Source organism: Mycobacterium mantenii, from assembly GCF_010731775.1.
GTDB classification, from domain to species: Bacteria; Actinomycetota; Actinomycetes; order Mycobacteriales; family Mycobacteriaceae; genus Mycobacterium; species Mycobacterium mantenii.
In genome coordinates this window covers 4,447,499-4,459,957 of record NZ_AP022590.1, presented here as the reverse complement: position 1 = coordinate 4,459,957, position 12,459 = coordinate 4,447,499, and the positions used below count along the sequence as shown (strand labels likewise).

Annotated in this window: 11 protein-coding genes and 1 pseudogene; 8 read left to right on the top strand and 4 right to left on the bottom strand. The window is 66.9% G+C overall.

Annotation, left to right across the window (positions count from 1 at the left end; translation table 11 throughout):
• Positions 1–174: 174 nt before the first annotated feature.
• Both G6N50_RS20140 and G6N50_RS30150 read right to left on the bottom strand, forming a co-directional pair.
• On the bottom strand, positions 175–1,707 hold the full coding sequence (locus G6N50_RS20140; RefSeq protein WP_169926960.1) for a class I adenylate-forming enzyme family protein: 1,533 nt from the start codon (positions 1,705–1,707) through the stop codon (positions 175–177).
• 555 nt (positions 1,708–2,262) lie between these two features.
• Positions 2,263–2,523: pseudogene (locus G6N50_RS30150) on the bottom strand (TetR/AcrR family transcriptional regulator); the annotation flags it as partial.
• A gap of 200 nt (positions 2,524–2,723) precedes the next feature.
• On the opposite strand from G6N50_RS30150, the gene G6N50_RS20135 reads away from it, so the two are divergent.
• Positions 2,724–3,146, top strand: coding sequence for a nuclear transport factor 2 family protein (locus tag G6N50_RS20135; RefSeq protein WP_083095173.1), 423 nt, complete (start codon positions 2,724–2,726; stop codon positions 3,144–3,146).
• A gap of 8 nt (positions 3,147–3,154) precedes the next feature.
• Here the strand turns inward: G6N50_RS20135 and G6N50_RS20130 are convergent, their stop codons facing one another.
• Positions 3,155–4,378 carry an acyl-CoA dehydrogenase family protein gene (locus G6N50_RS20130; RefSeq protein WP_083095172.1) on the bottom strand — a complete coding sequence of 408 codons (1,224 nt, stop codon included), beginning with the start codon at positions 4,376–4,378 and terminating at the stop codon, positions 3,155–3,157.
• 93 nt (positions 4,379–4,471) lie between these two features.
• Between G6N50_RS20130 and G6N50_RS20125 the strand changes: the two genes are divergently transcribed.
• Positions 4,472–5,596 carry an acyl-CoA dehydrogenase family protein gene (locus G6N50_RS20125; RefSeq protein ID WP_083095171.1) on the top strand — a complete coding sequence of 375 codons (1,125 nt, stop codon included), beginning with the start codon at positions 4,472–4,474 and terminating at the stop codon, positions 5,594–5,596.
• A 43-nt stretch (positions 5,597–5,639) separates the two neighbouring features.
• Here the strand turns inward: G6N50_RS20125 and G6N50_RS20120 are convergent, their stop codons facing one another.
• The gene (locus tag G6N50_RS20120) at positions 5,640–6,395 is read right to left on the bottom strand and encodes a FadR/GntR family transcriptional regulator (protein ID WP_083095170.1); all 756 of its coding nucleotides are present in this window, start codon (positions 6,393–6,395) and stop codon (positions 5,640–5,642) included.
• Positions 6,396–6,613: 218 nt separating this feature from the next.
• Between G6N50_RS20120 and G6N50_RS20115 the strand changes: the two genes are divergently transcribed.
• From G6N50_RS20115 to G6N50_RS20090, 6 genes are all read left to right on the top strand, one after another.
• Positions 6,614–7,066 carry a MaoC family dehydratase gene (locus G6N50_RS20115; protein WP_083095169.1) on the top strand — a complete coding sequence of 151 codons (453 nt, stop codon included), beginning with the start codon at positions 6,614–6,616 and terminating at the stop codon, positions 7,064–7,066.
• Between the two features lie 91 nt (positions 7,067–7,157).
• Positions 7,158–8,741 carry a class I adenylate-forming enzyme family protein gene (locus tag G6N50_RS20110; protein ID WP_232068789.1) on the top strand — a complete coding sequence of 528 codons (1,584 nt, stop codon included), beginning with the start codon at positions 7,158–7,160 and terminating at the stop codon, positions 8,739–8,741.
• On the top strand, positions 8,738–9,499 hold the full coding sequence (locus G6N50_RS20105; protein ID WP_083095168.1) for an SDR family NAD(P)-dependent oxidoreductase: 762 nt from the start codon (positions 8,738–8,740) through the stop codon (positions 9,497–9,499). Before G6N50_RS20110 ends, G6N50_RS20105 begins: the two co-directional genes overlap by 4 nt.
• A gap of 7 nt (positions 9,500–9,506) precedes the next feature.
• Positions 9,507–10,637: an acyl-CoA dehydrogenase family protein gene (locus G6N50_RS20100; RefSeq protein ID WP_083095167.1), complete on the top strand. Its 1,131-nt coding sequence runs from the start codon at positions 9,507–9,509 to the stop codon at positions 10,635–10,637.
• Positions 10,634–11,671 carry an acyl-CoA dehydrogenase gene (locus G6N50_RS20095; protein WP_083095166.1) on the top strand — a complete coding sequence of 346 codons (1,038 nt, stop codon included), beginning with the start codon at positions 10,634–10,636 and terminating at the stop codon, positions 11,669–11,671. The genes G6N50_RS20100 and G6N50_RS20095 overlap by 4 nt, the downstream gene beginning before the upstream one ends.
• A gap of 1 nt (position 11,672) precedes the next feature.
• Entirely contained in the window at positions 11,673–12,437 is a 765-nt protein-coding gene (locus G6N50_RS20090) for an enoyl-CoA hydratase/isomerase family protein (RefSeq protein ID WP_083095165.1), read from the top strand.
• Positions 12,438–12,459 lie beyond the last annotated feature (22 nt).

Genomic DNA, 12,459 nt, shown 5'->3' with positions numbered 1-12,459 from the left:
ACGCCTCGAACCACTTGCGTTATCCAATGCAGTGGCACTGGACTGGCATATTCTGTCCAGCGCAGGTCGCGAGCTGCCGCCGGATTTCGGCGACGGACCTTGACCGCAGTTCCGCATCACCGCCGACGCCATCGTCGTGCACCTTCACGCACGGCCTCGTGGCGGCCGGCGCTGCTACGAGTGGGCGACGGTGTCGCGGATGCGTTTCTTGTCGATTTTGCCGCTGGGCAGTACGGGCAGTTCGTCGACGATGGCCAGCCGGCGCGGCACTTTGTACCGGGCCAGGGTGTCGCGCAGGAAGTCCTGGATGCGATCCAGGGTCAGCTGCGCGCCGGGTCGCAGCACGACGACCGCGGTGACGGCTTCACCCCACCGGGGATCCGGTGTTCCGACCACCGCGCAGTCCACGACCTCGTCGAGGCCGCGCAGCGCAAGCTCGACCTCTGGCGAGAACACGTTTTCCCCACCGCTGATGATCACGTCCTTCTTCCGGTCGACCAGATAGAGCAGCCCGTTTTTGTCGATGCGCCCGATATCGCCGGTGTGACACCATCCGTCGCGCAACGTCGCCAGCGTGGCGGCCTGGTCGTTCCAGTAGCCGCGAAACAGTGAGTCCGACTGAACGATGATCTCGCCCGGCTGGCCGGCGGGAACGTCGAGGCCGTCATCGTCGACGATGCGTATCGACACACCGGGAAAGGGGAATCCGACCGATCCGAGTCGGTGTGCGGCTGTGGGGTTGTCGAGCGAGTGCAGTTCCCGTGGTAGTCCCGACACGATGGCTTCGGTTTGCCCGTAGAGGTTGGTGAACCCGGCGTCGGGCATGGTCGCCAGCGCTTGGCGCAGGGTGTGCGGCGGCATCGGCGCGGCGGAATAGACGACGGTGCGCACGTCGGCGAGGGCCTCGTGGGCGCCGGGTTCGTCCAGCAGGGCTTGGAGCATCACCGGGGCCAGATGCAGCAGGGTGACGCGTTCGTTCGTGACCAACCGGAGGGCTTCTGCGGTGTCGAATTGTGCTTGGAGGACTGCGGTTCCGCCGCGAGCGTGCAGGGCGCTGATGATGGCCAAGGCGCCGAAGTGGAACATCGGCATGTTGATCAGCCCGCGGTCGTCGGAGCCGGTGCGCATCTCGACGTTGGCCGCGAAAGCGATTCGGCGCAGTTCGCGGTGTCCGAGCATGCAGCACTTCGAAGGACCCGTGGTGCCGCTGGTGAACAGCAGGCACGCAATGTCGTCGGGTCGTGCGGTGAACGGTAGCTCATCGGCGACACCCTGCGCAATGAAGGCATCGAACTGCATCATCCCCGGGGCAGCGGAAGTACCGAGGCAGACGATCTGCCGAACCCCGCTCAGCTGGGGCGCGAATTCGCCCACGGTGGAAGCGAACTCGTCGTCGCAGAACACGATGGACGGCGTGACCCTGCGCAGGGCATCGAGGATTTCGGGTGCGGACAGCCGAAAGTTGATCGTTGCCATCGTGATTCCGCTGAGCTGGGTGGCGGCGAACAGCTCGCCGTATTCGATGCTGTTCCGACCGAGCACGGCGATGCGGTCTTGGCGGCGCAGCCCGTTCTGGGCCATCGCCGACGCCAGCTTCACGCCGCGGTCACGCAGCTGGCGATGGCTGATGAAGCGTGCGCCGAGGCGATAGGCGGCGACGTCGGGGAAGCGTTCGGCGTTGTCGATGACGATGTCACCCATCGTCATCGCCGCATCACCGCCGGGGCGCGCAACAGTGGCCGATGCCCGTCGCGGCGGGGTGGTCGTGCCATTATGCGGGGGCACCGGGGCAGTGTCGCGAGGTTGTGGCCGCGGCGTCTTCTCGGTGGGTTGCGTTGACCGAGTCGTAAGGGAGTCGTTGAGGACCGCCATGATCATGGCGGCGACGGTGGTGACCATGTCGTCGTCCTCTACCGGCAGGCCTTCCGGTCGCACGAAGTACCACGCGCGGTCCAACAGAGCCAGCACCGCAAGCCCCAGAGTGTCGGTTGACGGAGTCGGCGAGGATCGGCGCGCCTGCAGTGCGAGCCCCAGCGGGGCGGCCACGTGCATCTCCATCCGCCGCGCGCCCTCCCGGAACGTGTCGCGGCTCGACGACCAACTGCTCGAGGACAGGACGAAAGCGCCGTGGACGTCCATGTAGGCGAAGTAGGCGCCCACCCATGACTTCACTTCATCCAGCGTCGGATGAGCGCCGAGCGTCTCCCACCCTCTGACCACGGTCTGGGCGTCGTGGTAGGCATTCTGACCAAGTGCGGCGAACACCTCGGCCTTGTCCTTGAAGTAGGTGTAAAAGCCGGCGCGGGAGATCCCACACTTCTCGGTGATGTCGTTGATGCGGGTACCGGCGTAGCCGCGACTGAGGAACAGGCTGCGGGCCGCCTCCAATATTGAGTCCCGCGTCTGCAGCGCGCGAGGACTCAATGGGATGTCGTTGTGCTGTTGGTCCACAGTCCCGTCGCGGTTTGGTAAGGCCCGTATCGTCGCCTGATGATACTCCACGACGGCGGACGACCCGGTCATGCAGATCGCTGAATCCGCACCGTCGCGCGGTATCGATGCAGCTCAAGATGCATTTATGAACTTGGCATTTTTGTCAACGCTACTTGGCGTTTGCGTCAAGTAGCGCTAGGGTCGGGCCTTGAGGAAGCGGGTGTCACCCGCGCGGAGTCGCCGCGCACCTCGATCCCGTCGTGTGCCGTCGACACAATTAGGAGACCACTATGGCCGACGTCGCCGCCGATACGAGCCGAGCGGAGATGGTGGCGGCTCTGCTGCGTGACTTCTCGGGTGGTGACTTCGACACCGCGATGACGTTGTTCGCCGAGGAGATCGAGGTGCGGTTGCCGTTCCAGGATGAGCGCACCGGTTTCTGGTCCCACGTCAGGGGCAAGCGCGGTGTTCGGCAACTCTTCGCGGGAGTGGCCAAGCTGTTCGATCCGCACCCGCTGCACCTCGACGAGGTGTTTTCCGCCACCGACGACAGGACTGTCGTGGCCCGCTATCACGGTGATTTCGTGGCCCGCGACACCGGAAAGCCCTACCAGAACACCTACATCGCAGTGTTCGAGTTCGACGGCGGCCTGATCAGGTCGTGGACGGAATTTCACAACCCGATGGTGCTGGCCGAGGCGTTACGCCCCTAGGTCAGCGCTCACCCTGCGCGCGTCTCGCGGGGCAACCCCAGGATGCGCTCGGCGATGATGTTGCGTTGAATCTCCGACGTGCCTGCGTAGATGGTGCCGGCCATCGCGTTGCACAGATGCACCGACAACCACGAGCTGGAATCGTTTGGCGCGCCGGCGTCATCGGCACGGAACCACCTCATGGGCATGTCACCGTCCCACGCCAGGGCATCCGTGCCGAGGATGTCGACAGCCAACCGCGTTGTGCTCTGGTGATACTCGCTCCAGTAGAGCTTGGCGACGGACGCCTCGGGCCCCAGCGACCCGTCGCGCATGTAGGCCGACAGGATCTTGTCGCCCAGCGCTTTCATCACCGCGACACCGAGATAGGCGCGTCCGAGCCGCTCACGGGTCACCGATTGCCGGTCAGCGCCGCGATCCTTCGCCAGCGCGAAGACGCGTTCGAGTTCATGGGCGAACAGAATCGGGTTGACCGCCGCTTCCTCACCCCGTTCGTGGCTGAGCAGCGAATTGGCCACCGCCCAGCCGTTGTTGACCTCCCCGACGACCAGACCGGCCTCGGTGCGGGCGTCACTGAGAAAGACCTCGCAAAAGTCTTCGGTGTTGTTGAGCATCGTGATCGGCCGGACGTCGACACCAGGCTGGTCCATCGGCATCAGCAGCATGCTGATGCCCTTGGATTTCGGCGCGTCCGGGTCGGTGCGGGCCAACAGGAACATCCAGTTGGCGTTTGTCGCGTTCGAGGTCCAGATCTTCTGGCCGTCGATGTGCCACTGGTCGTCCTCGCGTCGGGCACGGGTTCGCAGACCCGCGAGGTCTGAACCGGCCTCGGGCTCGGAGTAGCCCTGGCACCAGATGTCCTCGCCGCTGATGATGCGGGGCAGGAACCGCAGCTTCTGTTCGTGAGTTCCCCAGGCCGCCAACGTGTTCCCGAGCAGCTTCATCGACAGCGTGTCGCCCGGGCTGCCAACCGGCACCCTGGCGCGGGAGAACTCTTCGACCACCACCAGGTGGTCCAGTTTGGTCAGGCCCCGCCCGCCGTAGGCCACCGGCCACGTCACGCCGAGCATTCCGGCCTGCCCGCAGAGGCGGCGCCACCGGTCGACGAACTCACGGCGCTGCGGCCCGGGCAGCGCGCCGAGACCGGCCCAGTCGGCGGGGAGGTTGGCTCGAAGAAACGCCCTGACCTCATCACGGAACCCGGGCGTCTCGGCTGGTTCTGCCGCAGTCATAAGGCCACCCCACGGCAGTTGCGAAGAATCATATAGAGGATACTAATGTATTCGAAAGCGAACTAATATGGTGCTTTGACCGAAGGGGGCCGAATGCCCTTGCTGACCGAGGACGACCGGATGGAGTTCCGGATCTGGGTCCGCGACGGCCTGCAGCAGCACGCGCCGTTGGCCCGGACACGGCAATTGGCCGAATCGGGTCGCCGGGAGGACCCCAACCTGTGCCGGAGCCTCGCGGAATTGGGGGTGTTCGGACTGGCGACGCCCGAGGAGTACGGCGGCGGTGACGTCGGTGCGGCAGGGTTGGCCATTTTCCTGATGGAGGCCGGCCGGTGTCTGTTGCCCGCGCCCTATCTGTCGAGCGCCGTGCTGGCGCCGACGGCGATACGCTGGGCCGGCGCCGAGGAACACTTCGCCGATCTACTCAAGGGCATCGTTCAGGGGCAGGTGCGGGTGGCGCTGGCGTTGAGCCCGTTGGATGGCGCCCCGCCCCGCGCCACGCATGACGGACACACCTGGCGGGTCAGCGGCGCCGAACCGGCCGTGCTGGAAGCTGATGTGACGGATTGGCTGATCGTGGCCGCCGAAATCGATACCGGGCCTGGGCTATTCGTGGTCGACGGGCACGACGCGGGGGTACGCATCGAGACTCTTCGCTCCGTCGATGTGACCCGGCCGGTTGCCGCTGTCACCTTCGAAGCCGTACCGGCAGTCGCGCTGGGTGATCTGGACGCCGCGGCGGCGCTGCAAGCCCGGCTGCAGGACCTCATCCGCTTGGCGATAGCCGCCGACGCAGTCGGGGCCGCTCAACGGCTGCTGGACATGTCGGTGGAATACGCGAAGACGCGGGTTCAGTTCGGCCGACCAATCGGCTCCTTTCAGGCGATCAAGCACCGCTGCGCCGATCTGTTCGTGGCGGTGCAGGCCGCCACCGCCGCGGTGGAGGCCGCGTTCGGCCACCTCGATCAGCCACAGCCGATCCCGGTGTCGGCGGCCGTGGCCGCGGTCTGCGCACACGAGGCGAACTGGCAGGCGGTCCGGACCGCCATGCAAATCCATGGTGGGCTCGCCTTGACGTGGGAGCACGAGGTGCAGCTCTATTTGAAACGCGCGACGGCCTCCCAGCATCTGTTGGGCAATCCCGACCGGGAGCTGGCCCGGCTTACCGATCTGGTGCTCGCCGAGGGCTACGACGTGGTGCAAGAGATCATCGGATGAACCCACGTCCAACGACCGTCAGCTCGACGTGTGCGCTGTCGGGTCAGCCGAGCATCTCCACCACCGTTTTAGCCAACGGGCGGGCGGTGTAGTGGTGCTCGATCTCGTCGAGGTGCTTGTTCCACAATTCGATCGCGGCATCGGTGTCGTGGCGTTCGATCAGCGTCACAAAATAAGCGTGCGTGCGATGTACTTCGGCGTACTCGACGCCCAACTCACCGGGCGCCAGCGCCTCGACGTAGCGGTTCCGCGCTGGCAGCAAGAGGTGGTACAGCACCTCCACGGTGGTGCGGACGGTCTCGTTGCCGGCGAGTTCGGCGACCAGCAGGTGAAAGTCGATGTCGTGGCGGGCGTACTCGGCCGGGTTCGCGATGTGCGGTGTCGCCTCGGTGATCGCCTGGCTGAGCCGGGATACGTTCTGGCGGCGTTTGTCTCGCGCGACCGCCTCGCCCAAGGGCCGTTCCAGCGCGCTACGCGCACGGTAGACATCGGCCATCGTGGTGCCGCGATATTGCAGCAGATATCCCAGATGACGCGCTGCCATTACGCCGTCGGGGGGCTTGACGCGTGCGCCGCCCAGGGCGCCGCGCCGCACGACGATCAACGCCTCGGACTCCAGGATGCGGAACGCTTCGCGCAGGGTGGGCCGGCTGACGTCGAACTGCTCCATCAACACGGCTTCGGCCGGCAGCAGCGCATCGGCCCGAAGTTCACCGGTAATGATCTGTCCGCGCAGACTGGCCGCGACCAGCTCGGCGGCCTTGGGGACCCGGACGGCACCAAAGGACGCTGCCGTCATCGTTTCACCCTCCCGTGCCGCGCCCTAGGTGTCGACATTGCGGCACCGGCGAGCGGTACCGCTCATCATGCAGAACATCTTAATCCTCCAACTCATTTATTGGATGGAGGCGCCCGTGGTGCACGTTCGGACCTTCACGGCCCGCGCCGCCGCGCGTCCGATAACTGCACCCGCGCCGCGACCTCGGTACCCCACACCAATTCAACGAAGGATGGATCGTGCGAAAGATAGAAGGCCCAGACGAATTGCGCTCACTGGTCGGCCAGGAGATTGGTGTCAGCGGCTGGAAGGCGGTGGATCAGGACCGCATCAACCTGTTCGCCGACGCCACCGACGACCACCAATGGATCCACGTCGATCCTGAGAAGGCCGCGGAGGGGCCCTTCGGGACTCCGATCGCCCATGGATACCTCACCTTGTCGCTGCTGCCTCCGCTGATGAACGACGTCTTCGAAGTGGCCAACAAGCGCATGGGGGTCAACTACGGCCTCAACAAGGTCCGCTTCCCCGCTCCCCTGCCGGTCGATTCCCGGGTGCGTGTTCGGCTCGGTATCGCCGCCGTGGACGACGTGCCGGACGGCGTCCAGGTGGTGTGGCTGGCCACGGTGGAGCGCGAGGGCGGTGACAAACCGGTCTGCGTCGCCGAGTCCATCACCCGCCTCTACTTCTGACGTGGCAGCGACGTTCGCGAACGGGAATGGATTGTGCTCAACGACAGTGCTGGTGACCGCTCAGCACCGCGGTCGAGGGTGCGACAATGACGTGTCCGCGGACGCATTGATGTGCGCCGGGCACAATTCCGGGGCCGCTGACAGCGCGGAAGATCTTGCAGCCGTGCTACATCGCCGGCTCCGCGCCTACGGGTCGGCGCCCGTCATCGAGTTCGGCGGCACGTGGTTACGCGGCGACGATCTCACCGGCTCCGTCGACGCCATCGACTCGCTCATCGGCGCGGCCGGCGTCGGCGAGCGCGACGCCATCGGACTGGTGGTCCGCAACCGACCGCAACACGCCGCCGCCATCGTCGGCCTGTTGGCGCGGCGGCGATCGTTTTCCCAGATCTACGCGTTCCAGTCCCCGGCCGCCATCGCTGCGGACATCGAGGCGCTGCGGCCCGGGGTCGTCATCGCCGACCGCGACGACTGGACGGCGCCGGTGATCGCGGCCGCGGCGCGGGTCGGTTCGATCGGCATCGCCGTCCAATCGGTAGCGCCACACGTGGCGCTGCTGCCCGAACTGTCCGCCCGTGGCGAGCGCCGATACGCCCAAGCGCCCCAAGAGCCGGCGATCGGCGTGCTGACCAGCGGCACCACCGGCCCCCCGAAGCGCATCCACCTACCCACCCCGGTGTTGCAGCGTGCGGTGCTCAGCGCAACGGCGCTGTCACCCGGGAATCCCGACGCTGCACCGGAACTCGTGTTCTGGCCGTTCGCCGGGATCGGCGGGATCGCCCAGCTTGTCGGCGCTATACACAGCGGCAAGCGGCTCGTCCTGCTGGAGAAGTTTCAGGTCGATGACTGGGTCAGCGCGATCAAGCGGTACCAGATGCCCTACGTCGGTGTGCAGCCCGCCGTGGTGCGGATGGTGCTGGAGGCGAAAGTGCCGCGCGGCGACCTGGCGTCGTTGAAGTTTCTGTTCGGTGGGTCTGGCCCGTTGGAGCCCGAGACCCGCCAGTCCTTCGAGAGCACGTACGGGGTTCCGGTGCTGTGGGCCTACGGGGCCACCGAATTCGCCGGCACCGTGGTCGCGTGGACACCGGCGCTCTACGAAGAATTCGGCCACGTGAAACCGGCAGCGTCGGGCCGGCCCACCGCCGGAACCGAGGTGCGCGTCGTTGATGTGTCCACCGGCGCGCAGCTGCCCGACGGCCAGCAGGGCCTGCTGGAGGCCAGGGTTGGGGTGGTCAGCCCGGACTGGATCCGGACCACCGACCTCGCCTCGATCGACGTCGACGGCTTTGTCACCGTGCATGGCCGCGCCGACGGCGCGATCAACCGCGGTGGTTTCAAGGTCCTGCCCGAGACGGTCGTCAACGCCCTGTTGTGCCACCCCGCCGTGCGGGACGCGGCCGTCGTTGCAGTGCCCGATCCGCGTCTGGGCGAGATTCCCTTCGCGGTCGCAGAACTCCGCGCCGGCGCAACGGCCCCCGGCGTCGAGGACCTGAAGACCTATCTGAGGCAACGGGTTCCCGCACATCACATCCCGGTGGACATTCGGATCGTCGAGCGGCTACCACGCACCCCGTCGCTGAAGGTGAGCTTGCGCGACGTCAAAGCCATGTACCGCCCCGACTCCGGCAGCCCGCCGCGGTCAGCGTCACACGCACCTACAGGAGGAAACACATGACCAATCCCGCACGACTGGCCGGCCGCGTCGCCGTCGTGACCGGCGCCGGCCAGGGACTGGGCCGGGCGATCGCCATCCGCTACGCCGCCGAAGGCGCACGAGTCGCCGTCGTCGACATCAATGCCGACACCGCGCACGCTGTGGCCGAGGAGATCACCGCCGCAGGCGGCACTGCGGCCGCAATCGCGTGTGATGTGTCCGATCGCGCGGCGGTCGACGACGCGGCAGCACGAGCCGCCGCCGACCTGGGCCCCATCAGCGTGCTGGTCAGCAACGCCGGCCTGACCCGGCCGGCGATGCTGTGGAAGATGACCGACGAGCAATGGTCAACCGTCCTGAACATCCACCTCAACGGAGCGTTCTACTGGCTGCAGGCGGTGGTGCCGGGAATGCAGGAAGCCCGGAAGGGTTCCATCATCTTCACAACCTCCTCAGCCGGGCTCAACGGCACCATCGGACAGATCAACTACGCGTCGGCCAAGGCGGCGCTGCTCGGCATGACGCGGTCGGCCGCCCGCGAACTCGCCGGCTACAACATCGTCGTCAACGCCGTCGCCCCCGCCGCGGCCACGCCGATGACCGAAGGGCTGCGCAACAACGACAAGCTCAATGAGAACTACCTGCAACGCATTCCGTTGAAGCGGTGGGCCGAACCGGAGGAGATCGCCGGCACCTACGTCTTTCTGGCCTCCGACGAGGCCACCTACATGACCGGACAGGTCCTGGCGATCGACGGCGGACTGGTGATGGTCCGGTGATGACCCGATGAGACTCGAGGCAACCGAACTCAGCACCGACGAACAACGGTTACGCGACGACGTCCGGGCCTTCCTGGCCGACCGGCTTCCGCCGGGCAGCTATAACGCCGGCCTAGGGTTCGCCGCCCCCAGCGATCCCGTCTTCTCCCGCGACCTGGGCGCGCAGGGCTGGCTCGGCATGGCGCTGCCGAAGGAGTATGGCGGCGGCGGACGCACCGCCGTGGAGCGGCTCATCGTGGTCGAGGAGTTACTGGCCGTCGGAGCGCCGGTGGGATGGCATTGGGTCGCCGACCGCCAATCCGGTCCCAATATCGCCGCGAACGGCACCGACGAGCAGAAGCAGTACTTCCTGCCCCGCATTGCCAGCGGAGAGTTGTCCTTCGCGATCGGCATGAGCGAACCCGACGCCGGCTCCGACCTGGCCGCCGTGCGGACCCGAGCGATCAAGGTCGACGGCGGGTGGCTGCTCAACGGAACCAAGATCTGGACCTCCGGTGCGGCCGAGGCGACCCACCTATTGGGGCTCTTCCGCACCTCCGAGGACCGCTACCGCGGATTGACCCAGTTCATCGTGGACCGCCACGCCGACGGGCTGACCCCGTCGAAGATCACCTTCATCGACGGCACCCGCCACTTCTGCGAAGTCGCGTTCGACGACGTCTTCGTCCCGGACTCCAGGCGCCTGGGCGAGGTGGGTGCCGGCTGGGGACAGAACACCGCCGAACTCGTTCTCGAGCGCGGCGGTGTCGACCGCTGGATGTCGGTGATGCCGGTTCTGGACCACTGGGCCGGCACGCTGCACGGCACCGCCCCCGGTTGGGCGCAGACCGAACTCGGATCGGTGGCAGCGCGTTGCTGGGCGTTCCACGGCCTGTCGCTGTCGATCGCGCGGGCTGTCGACCGCGGCGAATCGCCAACGGTCGAGGCGGCGCTGGCCAAGGAAATGGCCACCCGATTCGAACAGGAGTGCATCGAAATCGTGCTCAGACACTTCGGCCGGACACCGGAACTGACCTCGTCGGACCCGTATGAATCCCTGCTCGCCAGGGCAGTGCTGACCGGCCCGTCGTTCACCATCCGCGGCGGCACCACCGAGATCATGCGTAACATCATCGCCAAGGCGCTGATCACGTCATGACCGCGCACCAAGCTGACCCCGAGCTCGTCGGGCTGGTCCGGGACTACTTTTCTCAGACCTTCAGCGCCGATGTCATCGGCGCGGTGGAACGCGACGGCCTGACCACCCCCTTGTGGCAGTCAGCAGCAGAACTCGGTTTACCGCTCGTCGGGATCGCCGAGGAATGCGGCGGGTCGGGCGGTTCATTGCCGGATCTACTCGCGGTCCTGAAGGGCGCGGGCCGCCACGCGGTGCCCCTGCCCCTGGCCGAGACCAGCCTGGCCGCCTGGTTGCTGGCCCGCGCCGGAGCGGAGATTCCGGCCACCCCGATGACCGTGGTACCTGACTCCAGCGCCTTGTCCCTCGACGGTGACCGATTGACCGGCACCGCTACACACGTGCCCTGGGTGCGGGGCGCCAGCCACGTGGTGGCGGTCCTACCCGCCGGGGTGGTGGTGGCCGACGTCGACCACCTGCAAGTGACCGCGGGGTCGGACCTCGCGGGGATGCCCCGAGACGCCATCACGGCGAACGGAAGCGAAGTGGACGTCTACCCCGCCGATGTCGGTGCCGATGACGTACTGCTGCGCGGCGCCTTGCTGCGGTCCGCACAGATAGCCGGCGCCATCACCGGAGCGTTCGAACTGACCACGACCTACGCCGGGCAGCGTGAGCAGTTCGGCCGCCCGATCGGCAAGTTTCAGTCCGTGCAGGCCCATATCGTCGAACTCGCGCAGGCGTCAGCCTTGACCGCGCTTTCGGTCGACCGCGCGGGTGCCGCCGCACTGCACGGCGCGGCCTCCTTCGAGATCGTCGCCACCAAATCGGTGGCCAACCGCAACGCCGGGCTGGCGGCACGGGCCGCGCACCAGGCCCACGGCGCCATCGGCATGACGCAGGAATACGCCCTGCAGCTGCTGACCCGACGCCTACACACCTGGCGCGGCGACTTCGGCGACGAGGCATCGATGAACACAAGGCTCGGTACGGCGATGGCCCTCGTCGGCGGCATCAACAAGGCCGTCACGGCCGTCGGCTCAACGATCGGAGTATGAAGTGGCACAGAACATCTCGGTGAGCACCGCCGACCATGTCAGCATCATCGAAATCACCCGCCCCCCGGCGAACTACTTCGACCGCCAGCTCATCGGCGAGATCGTGGATGCCGCCGCCGACGTGCACGCCCACGGGACGCGCGCCATCGTGCTGTGTTCGCAAGGCAAGCACTTCTGCGCCGGCGCCAACTTCGCTCAGGGCGAGATGGACGAGGACCGGGCGCGGTCCTCGGAACTGTTGTACCGCGAGGCGGTTCGGCTGTTCGACGTAGCGGTGCCGATCGTCGCCGCGGTCCAGGGCTCCGCCGTCGGGGGCGGTCTTGGTTTGGCGTGCGCGGCCGACTTCCGGGTTGCCGCGCCGTCGAGCCGATTTCACGCCAACTTCTCGATGCTGGGGTTCCATCACGGCTTCGGGCTGAGCGTGACCCTGCCCGGCATCGTCGGACAGCAAAAAGCCACGGACCTGCTCTACACCAGCCGACGCATCGACGGTCAACGCGCCTTCGACATCGGGCTGGTCGATCGGCTCGTACCGGACGGGGACGTCCGGGACGAGGCGCTGCGCTGGGCGGTCGAGATCGCTGCGGCCGCACCGCTAGCGGTGCAATCGATCCGGCAGACCCTACGTGCACCCCTGGTAAGCCAGGTCCGGGCGGTGCTGGACCGTGAGCTGGCCGAACAGCGGACGCTGTGGGCCACCGAGGACAGCAAGATCGGGATCGCCGCCAACCTGGCCCGCGAGAAGGCGGTGTTCACCGGGCAATAGCGCCGGCACCGGACCGGACCGC

Excerpts from the sequence above, each read along its gene's own strand:
- G6N50_RS20140 (WP_169926960.1), bottom strand. The coding sequence starts at position 1,707 with ATGACGATGGGTGACATCGTCATCGACAACGCCGAACGCTTCCCCGAC.
- G6N50_RS20135 (WP_083095173.1), top strand. The coding sequence starts at position 2,724 with ATGGCCGACGTCGCCGCCGATACGAGCCGAGCGGAGATGGTGGCGGCT.
- G6N50_RS20130 (WP_083095172.1), bottom strand. The coding sequence starts at position 4,378 with ATGACTGCGGCAGAACCAGCCGAGACGCCCGGGTTCCGTGATGAGGTC.
- G6N50_RS20125 (WP_083095171.1), top strand. The coding sequence starts at position 4,472 with ATGCCCTTGCTGACCGAGGACGACCGGATGGAGTTCCGGATCTGGGTC.
- G6N50_RS20120 (WP_083095170.1), bottom strand. The coding sequence starts at position 6,395 with ATGACGGCAGCGTCCTTTGGTGCCGTCCGGGTCCCCAAGGCCGCCGAG.
- G6N50_RS20105 (WP_083095168.1), top strand. The coding sequence starts at position 8,738 with ATGACCAATCCCGCACGACTGGCCGGCCGCGTCGCCGTCGTGACCGGC.
- G6N50_RS20100 (WP_083095167.1), top strand. The coding sequence starts at position 9,507 with ATGAGACTCGAGGCAACCGAACTCAGCACCGACGAACAACGGTTACGC.
- G6N50_RS20095 (WP_083095166.1), top strand. The coding sequence starts at position 10,634 with ATGACCGCGCACCAAGCTGACCCCGAGCTCGTCGGGCTGGTCCGGGAC.